Here is a 15,885-nt window from a genome sequence, read left to right as displayed (position 1 = left end):
CACCGATGCTGCTACGCCTTCTAGCCGCGATTGCCTTCGCCGCCAGCCTTGGCGCGACGGCCGGTGCCGGCACCGCGATCAGCGCGACCCGCACCGAAATCCCCAATGCGCGAGTGACCGCTGATCCGGCGGCAGCGACCGCACTCGGCAACGGAGGCGGGACCGCTGACTTCACGAACGTCCTGCGCGTCGGCACCTATACCGGCGATGAAAGTGTCCTCGACCACGTCGACCGTTCCGGCATACGTCATGGCTTCGCGGCCAGTGCGCTGCATGCGATCGCCGATCCCCACGGCGTCATCCTCGTCTATCGCCGCTTCGCCTCGATCGGCGCGGCGTTGGCTGCATTGGACGCCGGCCGCATCGACATCTTGCCCGCACGGTGCACGGTTGCGGTCGAAGACAGGCGCTATTGGGTCTCCGACCCTTATGCGTTGCCGCGGGCCGGCGCAGTCGTCAGGCGCGAGCGTGCGAAGCCTCGCGCATTGGACGACCTGGCGGGGCTGCGGGTGGCGATAGAGCAGGGGGAAAATGGCCGCTTTGTGAAGCCGTGGTTGCCTGGATCGGAAATCGTCGAGGCCGACGATCTACGAAGCGGCGTGCGGATGGTGGCGCGCGGGAGCGTCGACGCGTTCGTCGGCATTCACGAAGCAAACGCGGAAATCATTCAAACGCGGGGTCTTCACGCGCTCGAATCGATACCGTTGCCGCTCGCCGTGCCGCTCTGCTTCATCGCGCATCGAGAGAACTTTGCCGCGGCTTCCTTCATTGCGCGCGGCCTTGCGCGGCTTTCTCCGGCGCAACGGCGAGAGATCGAACTGCAGCCGCTACCGTCTTCCATGCCGGCGATGCCCGAGCGGACCTTTTCTCTGACTGACGAGGAGCGCGCCTGGGCAAGCGTTCACCCCATCGTTCGTGTCGGTATGGAGCGGCTTCACCGCCCTTACGACTTTCTCGACGAAGAAGGCGAGTGGGAGGGGGTGGGCGCGGCGCTGCTAAAGGGACTGGGGCCGATTGCCCAAATCCGCTTCGAGCCGGTGCTGATCGGCGATGCAAAAACGTTGGCCGACGCGCTGCGCGAAGGGGCGATCGATCTCGCGGCGTCGTTTCCACTCGGCTCCGCGGCAACGGAGCCGCGGGATCTTGTTTTGACTAGACCGTACGACAGCTTTCCGTGGTCTCTGGTCCGATTCGGCGATGCGGCGGCGCCGCCGGGTCGCATCGCGGCGAACGCATGGCGTCTGCGGCAAGTAGTGCCCGGCGACGCCTGGGCCGACGCGGCGATCGTCCCGCGGGAGCGCGCCGTCGATGCGCTGCGCGCCGTGCTTGCCGGCAATGCCGACGCGGCGCTCGTGAACACCATCGCGGCCGACGATCTGCGCGACCGCTACTCATATGGCCGCTTGAGCATCGACGCCGCCATCGCCGGCGTCGAGCGGATCGGCTTCGCCGCGGCCGCGAGCAATACGGTGCTGACCGGCATGATCGACCGCTATCTGGCGTCTCATACTCCGCGTGAGCTGGCGCGACTCGCGAGCCGTTCGCGCCACGTCTCGCTGCAAATCGGCTACAACAAGAGCATGGTGATTCTGCTTTCGGTTTGCGCCGCGGCTATCGTCATCACGGTGCTTTCGACGCTGCTCATGGCCTATTGGCGCACGCGGGCGGCGCGCCATGCGGCCGACGCCGCGCGTCTCGACGCAATCGCATCGCGCGAGCGTGCCGAGACGGCCGATCGCGCGAAGTCGGCATTCGTCGCGATGATGAGTCATGAGATTCGCACGCCCATGAACGGTGTCATCGGCGTGCTGGACTTGCTTGAAACCACGACGCTCTCGGAGCAGCAGCGGCGCCATATCGAGACCGCGCAGCGCGCCGGCCGGCTGATGCTGCGCGTGATCCACGACACGCTCGACTACCTGAAGCTCGAGCAGGGTGCGATCTCGCTCGACGCATTGCCGTTCGACATCCTCGGCCTCGTCGGCGCGGCGGTCGAGCTTCACGCGCCGCTCGCCGGTCGCAAGCGCTTGCCGGTCCATCTGGCCGCGATGCCTCATTTCGACCGATACGTGATCGGCGACGAGGCGCGCCTCAATCAAGTCGTCACGAACCTGCTCAGCAATGCGATCCGCTTTACGGACGACGGTCATGTGCTAGTCGAGTTGCGGCACCGGCTTGAACGCGGGCGCAGCCAGCTTGAGCTGGTCGTGGCCGACACTGGGCGGGGCATTGCCGAACATTATCGATCGCGGCTTTTCACACCGTTCACGCAGCAGGACAGTTCGACGACGCGCCGCTATGGCGGTACGGGGCTGGGGCTCTCGATCGTCAAGCGGCTCGTCGACGCGATGGGCGGCACGATCGACGTCGCGAGCGTCGTCGGGGTCGGCACGCGCATTGGCGTGCGCTTGCCGATGGCGTGGGGCGAAACAGTCCGCCGTTGGCCGAATCTCTCGCCGATGCGCGCGCGGGTCGCTGTGCCGGTACCGGCGATGGCGGCGTCGATCCGCGCAATGCTCGCGAAGATGGCCGTGGTGCGCGTGCTCGGCGAGTCCGCCGAATATGATGTGGACATAGCCCTCGAGCCGGCCGGAGCGATCGTCGTCAGCGCACCAGGGCGCCTCGAGCGGCGCGTCCGGTCCATCGACGAATTCGTCGATGCCATGGAGCGAGTCGATCCGCGTCGTTCTTATTTCGCCGACGCAGGGATCCCGCCTGCCGCTTTGGACGAGATTGGCTTGCCAAGCGTGCCGTATGGCTGCGGCGGCAACCGCGGCGTCGGTGCGGCGCTTGTCGTCGAAGACAACGAGATGAACCGCGACATCATCGTGCGTCAGCTCGCCTTGCTCGGCGTGCCCGCGAGCGAGGCGTCCGACGGGATTGCCGGATACGCCTCGTGGGAGCGGCTCCGCCCCACGTTCCTGTTCCTCGATTGCCACATGCCGGGCATGGACGGTTACGAGTTGGCACGACGCATTCGAGCTCGCGAAGCCGGCGAGCGGTGCCGGGGCCATGCCGTTGCGCGCACGGCGATCGTCGCGATCAGCGCGAATGCAACGATAGAAGACCGGGACGCATGCCGCGCGGCCGGCATGGATGAATATCTGACGAAGCCGATCACGCGTGAAAAGTTCGTCCGCCTGTTCGAAAAGTGGAAGAAGGCAAACTACGATGTCGCGACGCCGAAATGAGCAAGCGGGGCACGCAGCGATTCGCTTCGATCTGTGCGAGCTTCTCCCGCTATACGAGCGCGCGGACTTGCGATGCTTGATCGTCCGCGCACTCGCGGAATTCGACGACACCATGAGCGATTTCGACGCATACCTTGCCGCTGGAGCGTACGCAAACGCGGCTAGCGCGTTGCATCGCATGAAGGGCACGGCGTCTTTCTTTCGTGGCGCCGAGGAGGCGATTGCGGTGTTGCACGACGCGGAGCGCGCATTGAAATTTTGCGATGCCAACGTACTGCCAACCATCTTGCCGCAAGCGCGTTCAATTCTTGCAGTTCTGTCCACTGCGCTGTCCGGGGCGCTCGCCGATCTCGACGGCGCCCGGCCTTCGGAGGCAAAGCGTTGAGCGTCGAGGACAGCTCGGCGGCACCTGAACACGTTATTCACGACGTAATCTCGTCCGGAATTGAGATCCGCCTCGCATCGACCGAACGGATTTGAAGCACTGTTGCGGCTCCGTTTCGATCCGCCCAGGCGGGTGTCAACAAGGAGAGTCAGTCATGCGCATTGCGATCACAGGAGCGTCCGCGTCGGGATTGGCGTCGAACGCAAATGTCGGGAAGGTCGATCAGGAAACGGCTGCGGCCGAGCCCGCCGTCGAACGTTCCGATGCGGGCGGCGTGCCCCCCGAGCGCCACCAATGGGCCGACCGCGCGATAGCGGACAGGCTGCGCCGCTCCATCGCGACCCAGACCGCGACGGAACTGGTCCGCGTCGCTGTCCCGCCTGGCGACTCCGCCTCGGCTTCAGGCGCGCGAGGCGAAGCCCTGCAGCGGCAGGCAATCGACTCGACGCTGCGCGAATGGGTCGATCTCGAAAAGGCGGTACTCTATACCGAGAGCCCGAGCCAACTGCTTCGCGCCGTTTCCGACCACGACCATCGACCGATTTCCCCCGAGTTCGAGCTGAGCCTCGATCCTTCGCTGCTTGAAGACGAGCGCGTCATCGACACCGCTGCCGTGCTCTACCATCAGCTGCGAAAAGGCGCCGGTGCCGGCGAGGCCGGGTCCGCGGCGACAGTTCCGCTTGCCACGTTGCGATCGGAGTTCGTCGCGGCGCTGCGAGAAGATTATGCGAAGCGGCGCGCGCTGGACGCGCTCGCCGCACCTCCCGCAAAGACCGGGCAGAGGACGCCGTTTTTCGACGGCTTCGCGATTCGTCACGCACGGCACAAGACTTTCGATGAGCTGGTGGCCCTGCCGAGCATATCGGCCGATCCTGCGTTCGCCTCGCTCACTGTCGAAGAGAAGCGGCGCCTCCTCGAAAAGAAGTTCACGCAAATGGGCGAAAGCACCGCTTACCCGATCGGTACGCCGGAGCATTCGCTCGCCACGGCGCTGCTTCGCCTGCAAAGCTATCGCGGCAAGGCGTCCCCGGTGCGATTCGAGAGCCCTGCGGCCTTGCTGAAGGCGTTTCAACAGGCAGAGCGGGATTGGGCCGCGGATCGCTCCTATCCCTATCATCCACGGCTTCTGTATGCGGCCCATCTCGCCCGCACTGACGGCATCGAACTGATGAGCCCCGGCAGCGACCAGCGGTCGCGCCTGGATGCGCTGATCGCGTATGGCAACGAGCGATTGCTCGCGGTGTTCGGCGCGGCCCCGCGGTTCGCTCGCCACGAGGCCGCGGCCGAGATCTTGCGCGGACACGGCCTGACCGACGACGAGATCGACGAGTCGCGCAACTATGTCATCGCGGGGGACAACCCGAATCTGACGAAGACTGCGTATGGCGATCGGATCGACGAGTTTCTCGATCGGGCCGACTGGAGTGGGCTCGTCGGATCGCGGATGAGGCTGGCCGCGGACGTCCAGATCGTGCCGCGCGACGAGCTGCAGCGTGCCGAAGAGCGGTTCAACGAAGGCCTCGCAACCGATGCGTGGGTCGTCGCGAGAGCTCGCGAGAACCTGTGGGCGAAAGACCTGCGCCCTACCGCGCAAGCGCTGGGTGAGGAGGTGCGGCGGATCGCGAGCGGCCTGCAAGCGAAGACGGAATCGCACCGTGCGTGGGTGAGGGGGGCGGAGACCTGGATCAACATGGTACCCGTCGCAGGGCCGATCTATAACATCGAAGAGGGAGTGCGTCATCACGACGCGGCGCGTGCGGCGTTCGGGGTCCTCTTTCTCGGCATCGATCTGTTCGACTTGGGCATGGGGGCTGGCGGCGATGCCGCCGCATTGCGTCGCACGCATCCTGTCGTTCCGAAAATGAGGCATGTCGTATCGCGACTCGATGGTTCGATGGTGGATGTCACCACCCATCCGCTCATGGTCGAGGCCGCGGCGGATCCGGTCGACATCGCTGTCGAGGACGGCGACATTCCCCTCGTTCATCGAAGCCTCGCGAAGCGTGTTCGCAACGGAGAACGACATGTCAAATGGCGCGACTACGACGTGGTTCATCTCGAGCATGAGAACCGCATCGTGCGGGTGACGAGCGATGGCGACGCCTCTTACGAAGTCGGATGGCGCTCGGGCCGTCGCCTGCACACGCGCGCGCCGCTCGAACGCGATCCGCTGTCGGGCAAGCTGAGGCCGCGTAACGAACCGGTCGAGCGCATGATCGGCGACACAACCGCGATTCGTGGTGCCGATCCCGAAGCGCGACTGACGGTCAACAGCGTCAAGGATATCGTCAAAAGGGCGAATAGTCTGGAGCCGCGCGACTTCGACCGAATTTTCGATTCGAACTTCGAATATCGATCGGCGGGCTCGGAGGCTTCGGCGTTCGACTTCAAAGCGTTTTGCCGCAAACTCTATGACAGGAGTCCCACGTTCAGACGACTCGTGAACCGCTTCGACGATGTGAATGGCCGCGCGAGCAACAACACGCGCAACCCCTTCCCAAAATGGGAGGTACGGGTCGGTGAGGTCGGCCCGCTCGGCTCGCCGACGAAGGCTTATACCGACTTCGAACATAAGCGGATCTACATGCCGAGGGACGAGACGCTCGAGACCATGGAATACATGACGGCAAGCGGGCTTCGGCCGATGTCCCGGGAGCAGATCTATCTGCATGAAACGATCCATGCGCTGACCGAAGCGCGCGATCCCGAGCGCATGCTCGACATGCTGAACCGGGGCCCCGTCGTCTATTTGACCGACAAGATCCTCAGCGAGGGCGGCTATGCATTCGCCGAGCAAGTCATGTATCGTCGGCAGAACTCGCTGCCCGGCATGGAGCCGCGCGAAACGATCGAATACCATCGCGACGCAGCCATGCAAGCGGCGCATGCGGAGAACCGCTATCTCGATCCGTTGCTGGACGGCAAGCCCCGGTCGGTGCCCGAGGACAGTCTCGTCGAGGGTGTGGCGGTCACTTCGCGTGTGACCGTGCGCGGGGCGAGAGAAACGGTGCTCGACGTCGCGGCGGGGGAGGACGATATCTTTTTCTTAATGGATGAATTCGAAGCGAAGTTTGCGCGGAACTTCGGATTATTTGCCGACCCGAGCACGTCGGTCGAGGTAGCGGCCTCCGACGCCAAGACGGTGATCGACTTCTATCGGCGCCTTTACCACAAGAGTCCCACGTTCCGCCACTTGTTCGATCGGATGCCGGTCATCGATTCGGCGGCGGACGCGCCAGCGATCTGGCGAATCATGCTCGACAGCCATGTGCCCGCCGATACGATCGCGCAAGGAGCGTCGCATCAACCCGTGTCCGCCGCGGCGAAGGAGATCTATGTGCGCGACGGCGAGATGCGGTATTTGAGCTCGTTCGGAGTACGAGACGTCGAGTTCGAGCGCAAGCTGACGTACGACATGGTTCGCGCAATCGGCGGCTTCGACAGGTTGGCGCCCGCCGAGACGTATATGAATCGCGGCGCGGCCGTCTATCTGACCGATGCGGTGCTGGCCGAAGCGGGTTTCCACTACCCGCGGCAGCTCGCGGCGGCGCTCGCGACCGCCGGCGACAGCGCTGCCGAGGCACGCTTGGCTGCTTATCAAACGTCGGCTGCGCGTAGTGCGGCCATCGAAGACAAATACCTGAATCGTGGCTGATTCCGGTCACCGCCGAACGATGAGGGCGCACGTTCCCGCCTTCGAATGGGCCGCGCGCGTCTTCGAGCCGGCGAGCCGCTGGCTCGCTCGCATCGGCGAGCGCAGCGATGCGGTCGTCGCCGTTCTCGTTGCGCTTGTGATATTCATGATGGTCTTGCCATTGCCGACGCTCGTCATCGATGCGCTGATCGCAGTCAATGTCACCGCCGCCGTGCTGCTGGTCGCTCTGGCGCTATACCTGCCGAGCGCGGTCGCGTTCTCGAGCTTTCCAGTGGTGCTGTTGTTCACCACGCTCTTTCGTCTCGGAATCGAGATCAGCACGAGTCGCTCGATCCTGCTCTCCGCGGACGCGGGCGCGATCGTGGAAACCTTCGGCTGGTTCGTTGCGGGCGACAACGTCGTCGTCGGCGCGATCGTCTTTCTCGTCGTTGCAGTCGTGCAGTTCCTCGTCATTACGAAAGGCGCGGAACGCGTGGCCGAAGTCGCTGCGCGTTTCTCGCTGGACTCGATGCCGGGCCGGCAGATGGCGATCGATGCCGATGTGCGTGCGGGATTCGCGAGACCCGAGACGGCGCAGCAGCTGCGCGGCGAGCTCGCGCGGGAAAGCCGCATGCATGGCGCGATGGATGGCGCGATGAAGTTCGTCAAAGGCGATGCGCTCGCGGGATTCGTCATCGTCTTCGTGAATTTGACCGCCGGCGTCGCGATCGGTGTCGCGCAGAACGGCCTCGCCCTCTCCGATGCCTTGCAGCGCTACGCGATTCTGACGATCGGCAACGCGCTCGTGGCGCAAATACCGGCGCTATTGATTTCGATCGCCGCAGCCGTGTTGATCACGCGCGGCGGCGAGGACGCGGCGCGGTCTCGGACGGTGGGCCGCGAAATCGTCGAGCAGGTTGGTGCGGCCCCCGCGGCCTGGGTTATCGCGGGCTGCATCGCCGCTCTGTTCGCCGTGGTGCCAGGTATGCCATGGCCTATGTTCGTTGCACTCGCGGCGGCGCTGTTGCTCGCGGGCGCGGCACGCCTGCGTCGCGACGCGGCCGCGCGCCGGCGCGTCGCTACTGCGTCTCACGCGGGGCTCGGGGCGGCGAGTGCGGGTTCGGCCGCGAGCTTGGGGCGTGCAGAAGTGCCGATTCCCGACGAGTACGATGTGCGCGAGATCATCCCGATCCGCCAGATCGTCGTCTCTGTCTCGCCCGCGACGCTGCGCGACGAACGTTTTGCTGCGCTGGTGCGCGCGGCGCGCCGCATGCGCAATGAGATCGTGATGCGCTACGGCTTGACCGTGCCCCCGCTCGAGATCGAGGGGGTGGCTCGACTCGACGGCGATGCCTACGAAATCGCCGTTCAGGAGGTCGTCGCGGCGCACGGGCGGCTAAGGTGGGACTGCCTCTGCGTGTCGGAAAAGAGCCTCGACGAATCGCTTCGCGCTCACGCTCAGCTCCAGACCTACCCGCTCATCGAAGGCGCGGTGTGGGTCGAGCGAGCACGTCTTGCCTCTCGAGAATCCGTCGCCAATGAGAGCATCGGCGCCATCGAATATTTCTCGCGGCTCTTCGCGCAGCTTTTGCAACGCCACGCGGCGCAGTTCGTAGGCGTTCATGAGGCGCAGCTCTTGTTCGGTTGGCTTCAACGCGAGATGCCGGCCGCCGCCAAGGAGCTCGCGCAGGCACTGTCGCTGCCTCGTTTCGCCGAAGTGCTGCGCCTCCTCGTATCGGAGCGCGTTTCGTTGCGCAACGTGAAGCAGATCGTCGAAACACTCGTGAGTTGGGCTCCGCGGGAAAAGGAATCGCCGATCTTGGCCGAGCATGTACGCCAGGCGCTTTCCGGTCAGATCTGCCAGGAATTCGCCGAGGACGGCGTGCTTTGCGCGGTGCTTCTCGAACGCGATCTGGAGGACAAGCTGCGCGCTTCGCTGCGGCAAACGGCGCAGGGCGCCGTCCTTGCCGTGGACCACGAGACGTTGGAGTCGCTGTCCATGCAGGCCAGGACGTTCGCGGCTGCGGCCGGCCGGCATCGCTCGGCTCCCGTCATCCTGACGGCGCAGGACCTGCGGCGCCCGCTCCGTCAACTGGTTCGTGACACTTGGTTCGATCTGCACGTGCTCAGCTATACGGAACTGACGGCGACGCAGCGAGTGCGCTCGATCGGCATGATCAAGATGGACAGCAACGAGTCGGCAACGGGCGGACATTAACCTGCGCGGTGAGTCGGCCGCGGCATCGCCCCTCAGTCCGCACCGCAATCCGAGCTCGCGAAATCGACGGTTGGAACGCCATCGTCGAAGAGCGCATCGTCGATTTCGACCGGATCGCCGGCACGCACGCCTAGCGATCGCATTTCGTCGGCGAGCCGATAGACGATTGCGATGGTCCGGTAGCAGTCGGGCGGGATCATTGAGTTCGTCGTGCCATGCTCGTAGAGATGGCGGGCAAGCTTTCTGAAGCGGAAGATGGGCACGTTCCGCGTTCCAGCGGCCTCGGCCATGCGCTCGGCTGCGGCGCCGGCGCCCTTCTCGAGGATGACCGGGGCCGCCCGCTCGTCGCCTTGATAGTAGAGCAAGACCGCGAGGTGCTCGGGATTCGTGACGAGTACGCAGCCCGTCATCGTGTTGGTATCGACGGGTTGCACTGCCGTTGCCGATTCGAGCCGCGACGCGCGTTGACGTGCGCGCACAAGGGGATCGCCGGCAGTCTGCTTGAGCTCCTCGTTCGCCTCGTGATACGACATGCGCAACCGGCGCAGGTAGTGACGCTTGGCGACGAGCGCACTGATGGCCGCCGGCGCGACCGATGCCGCGAGCAGCGTGCGCACCAGCGCGTGCAGGGTATCGACGCCTGCTCGCCAGGCGTGTTCGGCCGATTGCCAGTCGAGCATGGCGAGGAATAGCGGCATCCGATCGATGAGAGCGGCATACGCGACGAGACCGATCGCGAGCGCGGTGATAAGGGACAACAGGACGTCGGTCAGATGCTTTGCCGAAAGCATCTGTCTGAAGTGCGTCAGCGGGTTCATGCGCTTTGACGAAGGCTTCAACGCTTTCGGGGCAAAGCGAAGACCGCCCCCGCTTACCCATGCCGCGACGATAGCGCCGATCACGGCGGAGGCGGCTACGACGGCAAGCGCGCTCGCGAGGAGTCGCGCGCCGTTCGTCGCTGATCGCGCAACGGCAACGACGATGTGAGGCTCCTCGAGCGCGTCGAACGTCGAATGCATGATGTCCAACAACGCGCCGCAAGCGATGTCGAGCGAGGCGAACACGGCCTCGATGGCAAACGCCATGGCGAACCACGCCGTGAGCGGCTCGCTGCGCGGTACGTCCCCCTTGTCGCGAGCATCCCGCAGCCGCTTTTCGGTTGGCGGAAGAGGTTTTTCGCTCATTTCGAGGTGGCGTCTCGAGCGGCTCGATCGATTGCGCCGGCCTGGCCGGCGACGACGTCATGCACGGCTTGTAGCGCCGTTGGCAGGCTCAACGCGACGAGCAACAGCGCCGCGACGCTTTTGAGCGGCAGCGCGGCGACGTACGCGGGAAAGCGCGGATTCGCGCGCGCCAGCAGTGCGAATGAGCCCTCGATGAGACCGAGCGCGAGCAAATAAGGCAGCGCGAGCGTCGCCGTGAAACCGACAAGGGCGCGCAAGAGCGGCTCGACCGTTTGCCATAGGTTGTCCGGGAACGAAGGCAGAAGCTCGAGCGGCGGCCAAACGCCAAAGCTGGCATAGACCGCGCCGAGCAGCGCATGAAAGGCGCCCGCCTGCATCAGGTAGACACACGACGCCCGCTGCAGGATGAGCGCTGTCGTCGACGCGTCGGGAGATGCGGCTGGGTCGAGCGCTTGAGGATTGGCGCCGCGCTGATAGTCGACATAGACGCCGACTGCTTCGATGGCCCATAGGGGGATCGCGAGCGTCACCGCAAGGAGGAAACCGAGGGCGAGCTCTTTTCCCGCAAGGAGGGCGAGCAGCACCGATGGCGGTGGCGCTGCCTGGAGCAGGGGCAGCATCGACGGTGCGACAGGCAGGGCGAGCGCGAGGGCGATGGCGCCGCGCGTGGATACGGACAACGCTTGCGGCGAGAAAGCGGGAACGAGTATGAGCGCCGGCACCCAGCGCGCGGCGGCGAGGCCGAGCGAGAGGACGTACGGAAGGGCGACGGCCGCCAATTCGGTGATCATGGCGAAGCACCCGACGAGGCCACGAGCGCGAACGTCTCATCGACGATGCCGAGCAATTCGTAGCCGATCGACTGGGCCGCGGCCGCGAGCCCCACGCAGACGACAATCAGCTTCACCGCGAACGGCAACGCCTGATCCTGGATCTGAAACGCGGTCAGCACGACCGACGTCGCGATTCCCGCGCAGGCGGCTCCCAGCACGAGCACGAGCGAGACCTTGAGCGCGAAGAAGAGTGACTGCTCGAGAAGCGCGAGTGTCTCGGACAAGGGCTCAACTCCTGTAAGAAAGCGCGAGCGCGTGCAGCAGCTTGCCCCAGCCGTCGGCGACGACGAAGAGCAGGAGCTTGAGCGGCAGCGAAACCATGATCGGCGGCACCATCTGCATGCCCATTGCCAACAACACGTTCGAGACGAGTAGATCGATGACGACAAAAGGCACGAAGAGGAGCAGGCCGATCTCGAATGCCGCCTGGAGCTCGGAGACGACGAAAGCCGGTACGAGGATGCTCCAGTCGTCGGTGTGCGCCGATGGTTTTGCCGAGGCAGGCGAGCCACGGCGCGCGATGTCGAGAAAGCGCTCGCGTTGCTCGGCCCGCGTATTGCGCAACATGAACTGACGCAGAGGCTCAGCGACGGCGAGCGCATAGGCCACTTGCTCTCGGCCCGTTGAATCCGGCGCGCCATCGCGCGCAATCGCGAGGGACGCCTCGAACGTCGGCGCCATGACGAACATCGTGACCGCGAGCGCGATCGCGTTGAGCGTCATCGTAGGCGGCGCTTGCTGCACGCCGAGCGCATGTCGAACGAGGATCAGCACGACCGATATCTTGAGAAAGGACGTCGTCGTGATGGCGATCAGCGGCAACAACGATAGGACGCCCAACAGGACGAGCAGGGCGAGCGGGTGTGGGTCGAACGTCATGGCGATCGCGGCCCGGAATCCGCCCGCGGCCACTCGACGATTTCGACGGCGAGCCGGCCATCGAGGTCGACGAGTTCTCCATAGCCGAGCGGCACACCGTTTGCCTCGATGCGCACGCTCGGCGGCAAGGCACCTTCGAGACGCAGCAAGGTACCGGCGCGAATGGCCGCGACTTCGCCCATCGGCAATGACAATGCGCCGAGCGAAAACGAAAGGCGTACCGGCAGACCGGTCATGTCGGCACCGGCGTCGGCCGGCGCTGTCTCGGCGTGGTGAGCCGGAGGGGAGGGGGTGTCTTCTGGCGACATTCGTTGAACCTCGAAGCAATGGCGGTCGTCGAGCCACCGGACCTCGGCAAGACGATCGAATATGCGAATCCGACCGTTGCCTGCAACGTCGAATGCGCTGTCAGGCAGGACGATCACGTCGGCGCGTCGTAGCTGCGAGAATCGCGTGGTGGGCAGCGTCAGCCCGCCCGCGACGACGCGCATGCGACTTGGAAGCGCGATCAGCCAGGCGGGCGGCATCGTCGGCGCGGGACGCCATGGCCCATGTTCGATCAACGCGAGCAACGCGTCCGCGCGGATCAGGAGCCGCATCGCGAGGCGGATCGATTTCGTTTCACAGCGCAGGTTCGCGACGATCGGCGCGTCAAGAGGCAAGCCGCGCGGGTCGCCTTCGACGAGGGGCTCGCCGAGGGCGGTGCATAGCGATTCAGGTAGCGACGCGACCGCATAACGGACGAATGCGGTGCGCGCGGACGGAGTGGGCCCGGCGTCGATGTCGATGCCGGTGAGGGCCAGCAACAGCGCACGATAGTCGAGCCAGATCGTCGGGCCGAAGCGCGTCGACACCGGCAGGCCGGGATCGTGCGCGGTGCACTGCGCCCGATCGGTGGACAAATGCCACCGGGTGATCGTGCCGTCTTCGAGCGTGAGCTCGGTCCAATACGTCCGCAGCAGGCGGCGCGCCGACAGCGTTGCCGTATCGACGCGTCGTGGCGCGAGCCGTCGATAGTCGGTCGTCGTCATGATGAGACTCCCATAAGGAGTCGGCTCAGCGCTAATCGATATTTCTCGCGGCAGCGCAGCAGCGGGGCCAGCCTTGCCCGCGCGTCTCCCAGCGTCCGGCACGCATTGTCGTGAGCCGTCCGAGCGTCGGCGACCTTCGCGCGAGCGGCATCTCTCATCCGCTCGAGGCTCGCGTAAGCGTCAGTGGCGCGATACAAATCGGCGCGCTGAAGGAAGTCGCAGCGCGCACGCATGCCGCCTTCGATCTCGCGCCGCCGCTCGTTCGCTTCGTGCGTGGCTTGCTCGCATGCGGCGCGCGCCATATTGAGTGCGGCGAGCGTGGCTCGCGCCGCGCGCGCGGCCGCCGCCACGCTTTGGCGCGCTCGAATCACGCGCGCCTCGTTGCGTGCACGCAGGGCTCGCCAGCAATGAATGTCATCGACGGAGTGCGGCATCTAATCGCTCAAGTGTGTCGTTCCAGGAAGAGGGACTGCCGAGGTTTTGTCGCAGAAAATCGATGAGGCGAGGATGCCGCGTTACCGCCTCGTCGTTTTGCTCGTCGTGGCCCGGCTCGTATTCGCCTAGCGCCAACAGCAACTCGAGCTCGCGATAGCGCGCAAGCAGCGCTCGCAGCCGTTCGGCATCGCGCCTTTGCGCATCGTCGACGACCGCGTTCATCGTGCGGCTCAGGCTCGCGAGAATGTCGATCGCGGGGAAATGACCCTTCGCGGCGAGCTCTTGCGAGAGCACGAGATGTCCGTCGAGCAAAGACCGCGCTTCCTCCGCAATCGCGTCGGACGCCTCGGATTCGACGAGCACGGTGTAGATCGCCGTGATGGAACCGCTCGGCGTATTCCCCGCCCGTTCGACGAGACGCGGCAGCATCGAGTAGACGGAGGGCGGCAATGCTTGACGCCCGGGCGGCTCGCCGGTGGCCAGGCCGATTTCGCGTTGCGCGCGGGCGACGCGCGTCAGCGAATCGACGAGCAGCAGCACGTGCTTTCCCTCGGCGCGAAAGCCGTCGGCGATGGCCGTCGCGGTGAATGCGGCGCGCACGCGCTCCATCGGCGCACGATCGGCGCTCGCGCAGACGACGACGGAACGCGCGGCGAGCGCGGTATCGAGTTCACGCTCGACGAATTCGTTGAGCTCGCGGCCCCGCTCGCCGACGAGCGCGAACACGACCCTATCGGCCTCGATCCCGCGCGCGAGCGCGCCGAGCAGCGTCGTCTTGCCGCACCCGGGGCCCGCGAACAGACCGACCCGCTGGCCGCGTCCGAGGGTCAGCAGAGCATCGATCGCGCGCACACCCGTCGTCACGCGCTCGGCGATAAGGGGACGCGAGGTTGCGAGGGGTGCGTCGGCGAGCACGGGCACGCGTTTGCATGGGCAGACGGAGACCGACTCGATGCAGGGTTCGCCGAGCGGCCGCCCGAATCCGTCCAGCACGCGCCCGATGAGGCCCGCCCCGACGGCGACTTCATGCGGCTTGCGCAGCGAGTGTACGAGCGCATTCGCGGCGAGGCCGTCGGTCGACGCGAGCGGAGCGAGCTTTGCGTGCGGACCGTCGATCCCGACGACTTCCGCGAGCATTGGCTCGGCGCCGCCGCAGCGTTGCGAACCGATCAGTTCGCAGAGATCCCCGATCCTGGCCCCGGGCATGCGTGCGACGATCAGCGTGGCACTCGCGCGCTCGATGCGGCCGAACGCCTCGATCGCGCAGGGGCTGTCGATGCGTCGGCGCGCGGACGCGGTCCACGCGGCGAGCCGCGGTTCGACGTCGAGCGTCGGCGGGAGACGTGAAACGGTGACCCCGAAGGGCGTCAGATCGCGTGTCACCATGACAGTTCGGCAGCATGAGGACCGGAGAAGACAATGCGGTGCGACTCGATTCGGTCCAGCGTGAATTGGCTCAAGACGTTGCCTGGCACGAGCACGTGCCCGTCGTCGGTCACGATGAACCCGTGAGCGCCGCCGCGCACGCTGAGGACGCCGAACGGCGGCGAGGCGGCGCTCGCGGGTGCCGGATGGAGGACGGCCCGCACTTCGCGCACGGCGGGCCGCGACGCCGCGGCCGCGGCGTCCTGCCCGCTGGACCGGCTGGCCGATTGAGGGGCGACGGAGCTATTGGCGGCGGGCCCACTGAGGATGGCGACCAGCGCCGCCGCAGCAGCGAATGCGAAGAGCGCGGCGAGGCTCGCTAGCCGCGCGGCCGTCCGGTTTGGAGCCGCAGCACCATCGATCGCGATCGATAGCGCCGCATCGCTGCGCCAGGGATCGTTCTCCTCGGCGAATCCGACGAGCACGGGACCGACCTCGATCTGCATCCCGGCGCCGATCGCGGCGGCCGACTCATGGCTCTCGTCGAGACGGCGCAAGGTCCATCCTTCTTCGGCTTGCCTGCGAAGCTCGATGCCATGCTCTGGCATGCCTGGGTCGGTCAGGACGATGTCGTTCGCGCTCCCGCTGCCGAGGCGGATCGAGTCGCCATCGAGCGGCAAGGCGGCTCCGCGATGCAGGCCGCTGAGTATTCTGAGTTCGAGCATGGGTT

12 protein-coding genes are annotated in these 15,885 nt (G+C 65.8%); 4 read left to right on the top strand and 8 right to left on the bottom strand.

Features of this window, described 5'->3' with window-relative positions:
- Nucleotides 1-5 precede the first annotated feature (5 nt).
- From B0G57_RS02435 to sctV, 4 genes are all read left to right on the top strand, one after another.
- Nucleotides 6-3,191, top strand: a complete 3,186-nt coding sequence (locus B0G57_RS02435; protein ID WP_018438996.1) for an ATP-binding protein — start codon at nucleotides 6-8, stop codon at nucleotides 3,189-3,191.
- A 178-nt stretch (nucleotides 3,192-3,369) separates the two neighbouring features.
- Nucleotides 3,370-3,576, top strand: coding sequence for a hypothetical protein (locus B0G57_RS30770; RefSeq protein WP_146013322.1), 207 nt, complete (start codon nucleotides 3,370-3,372; stop codon nucleotides 3,574-3,576).
- 154 nt (nucleotides 3,577-3,730) lie between these two features.
- Nucleotides 3,731-7,231 carry a hypothetical protein gene (locus B0G57_RS02425; RefSeq protein WP_018438994.1) on the top strand — a complete coding sequence of 1,167 codons (3,501 nt, stop codon included), beginning with the start codon at nucleotides 3,731-3,733 and terminating at the stop codon, nucleotides 7,229-7,231.
- Nucleotides 7,232-7,250: 19 nt separating this feature from the next.
- On the top strand, nucleotides 7,251-9,428 hold the full coding sequence (gene sctV, locus B0G57_RS02420; protein ID WP_018438993.1) for a type III secretion system export apparatus subunit SctV: 2,178 nt from the start codon (nucleotides 7,251-7,253) through the stop codon (nucleotides 9,426-9,428).
- Between the two features lie 32 nt (nucleotides 9,429-9,460).
- Here sctV and B0G57_RS02415 read toward each other — a convergent pair whose 3' ends face one another.
- From B0G57_RS02415 to B0G57_RS31250, 8 genes are read right to left on the bottom strand one after another with little or no spacing between them, the layout of a single operon-like run.
- Complete coding sequence (locus B0G57_RS02415) at nucleotides 9,461-10,612, bottom strand: EscU/YscU/HrcU family type III secretion system export apparatus switch protein (protein ID WP_018438992.1); 1,152 nt, start codon at nucleotides 10,610-10,612, stop codon at nucleotides 9,461-9,463.
- On the bottom strand, nucleotides 10,609-11,403 hold the full coding sequence (locus B0G57_RS02410) for an EscT/YscT/HrcT family type III secretion system export apparatus protein (RefSeq protein WP_018438991.1): 795 nt from the start codon (nucleotides 11,401-11,403) through the stop codon (nucleotides 10,609-10,611). Before B0G57_RS02410 ends, B0G57_RS02415 begins: the two co-directional genes overlap by 4 nt.
- On the bottom strand, nucleotides 11,400-11,669 hold the full coding sequence (locus B0G57_RS02405; RefSeq protein ID WP_018438990.1) for an EscS/YscS/HrcS family type III secretion system export apparatus protein: 270 nt from the start codon (nucleotides 11,667-11,669) through the stop codon (nucleotides 11,400-11,402). The genes B0G57_RS02410 and B0G57_RS02405 overlap by 4 nt, the downstream gene beginning before the upstream one ends.
- Before the next feature lie 4 nt (nucleotides 11,670-11,673).
- A complete protein-coding gene (gene sctR, locus B0G57_RS02400) occupies nucleotides 11,674-12,324 on the bottom strand; it encodes a type III secretion system export apparatus subunit SctR (RefSeq protein ID WP_026229352.1) in 651 nt (216 codons plus the stop codon).
- Nucleotides 12,321-13,355: a type III secretion system cytoplasmic ring protein SctQ gene (gene sctQ, locus B0G57_RS02395; protein WP_018438988.1), complete on the bottom strand. Its 1,035-nt coding sequence runs from the start codon at nucleotides 13,353-13,355 to the stop codon at nucleotides 12,321-12,323. The genes sctR and sctQ overlap by 4 nt, the downstream gene beginning before the upstream one ends.
- Entirely contained in the window at nucleotides 13,352-13,789 is a 438-nt protein-coding gene (locus tag B0G57_RS02390) for a hypothetical protein (protein ID WP_018438987.1), read from the bottom strand. The genes sctQ and B0G57_RS02390 overlap by 4 nt, the downstream gene beginning before the upstream one ends.
- Entirely contained in the window at nucleotides 13,770-15,176 is a 1,407-nt protein-coding gene (locus tag B0G57_RS02385; protein WP_018438986.1) for a FliI/YscN family ATPase, read from the bottom strand. Before B0G57_RS02385 ends, B0G57_RS02390 begins: the two co-directional genes overlap by 20 nt.
- Nucleotides 15,170-15,880 (bottom strand): FHA domain-containing protein, encoded by a 711-nt coding sequence (locus tag B0G57_RS31250; protein ID WP_018438985.1) that lies wholly within the window; start codon nucleotides 15,878-15,880, stop codon nucleotides 15,170-15,172. Before B0G57_RS31250 ends, B0G57_RS02385 begins: the two co-directional genes overlap by 7 nt.
- Nucleotides 15,881-15,885: the final 5 nt, after the last annotated feature.

The organism is Trinickia symbiotica (genome assembly GCF_002934455.1).
In the GTDB taxonomy this organism is placed as follows: Bacteria; Pseudomonadota; Gammaproteobacteria; order Burkholderiales; family Burkholderiaceae; genus Trinickia; species Trinickia symbiotica.
Note: the sequence above shows the minus strand (reverse complement) of the source record. Positions and strands in the feature narration are given on the sequence as shown.

Coding starts and splice junctions, on each gene's coding strand:
- B0G57_RS02435 (WP_018438996.1), top strand. CDS start 6: ATGCTGCTACGCCTTCTAGCCGCGATTGCCTTCGCCGCCAGCCTTGGC.
- B0G57_RS30770 (WP_146013322.1), top strand. CDS start 3,370: ATGAAGGGCACGGCGTCTTTCTTTCGTGGCGCCGAGGAGGCGATTGCG.
- B0G57_RS02425 (WP_018438994.1), top strand. CDS start 3,731: ATGCGCATTGCGATCACAGGAGCGTCCGCGTCGGGATTGGCGTCGAAC.
- sctV (WP_018438993.1), top strand. CDS start 7,251: ATGAGGGCGCACGTTCCCGCCTTCGAATGGGCCGCGCGCGTCTTCGAG.
- B0G57_RS02415 (WP_018438992.1), bottom strand. CDS start 10,612: ATGAGCGAAAAACCTCTTCCGCCAACCGAAAAGCGGCTGCGGGATGCT.
- B0G57_RS02410 (WP_018438991.1), bottom strand. CDS start 11,403: ATGATCACCGAATTGGCGGCCGTCGCCCTTCCGTACGTCCTCTCGCTC.
- sctR (WP_026229352.1), bottom strand. CDS start 12,324: ATGACGTTCGACCCACACCCGCTCGCCCTGCTCGTCCTGTTGGGCGTC.
- sctQ (WP_018438988.1), bottom strand. CDS start 13,355: ATGACGACGACCGACTATCGACGGCTCGCGCCACGACGCGTCGATACG.
- B0G57_RS02390 (WP_018438987.1), bottom strand. CDS start 13,789: ATGCCGCACTCCGTCGATGACATTCATTGCTGGCGAGCCCTGCGTGCA.
- B0G57_RS02385 (WP_018438986.1), bottom strand. CDS start 15,176: ATGGTGACACGCGATCTGACGCCCTTCGGGGTCACCGTTTCACGTCTC.
- B0G57_RS31250 (WP_018438985.1), bottom strand. CDS start 15,880: ATGCTCGAACTCAGAATACTCAGCGGCCTGCATCGCGGAGCCGCCTTG.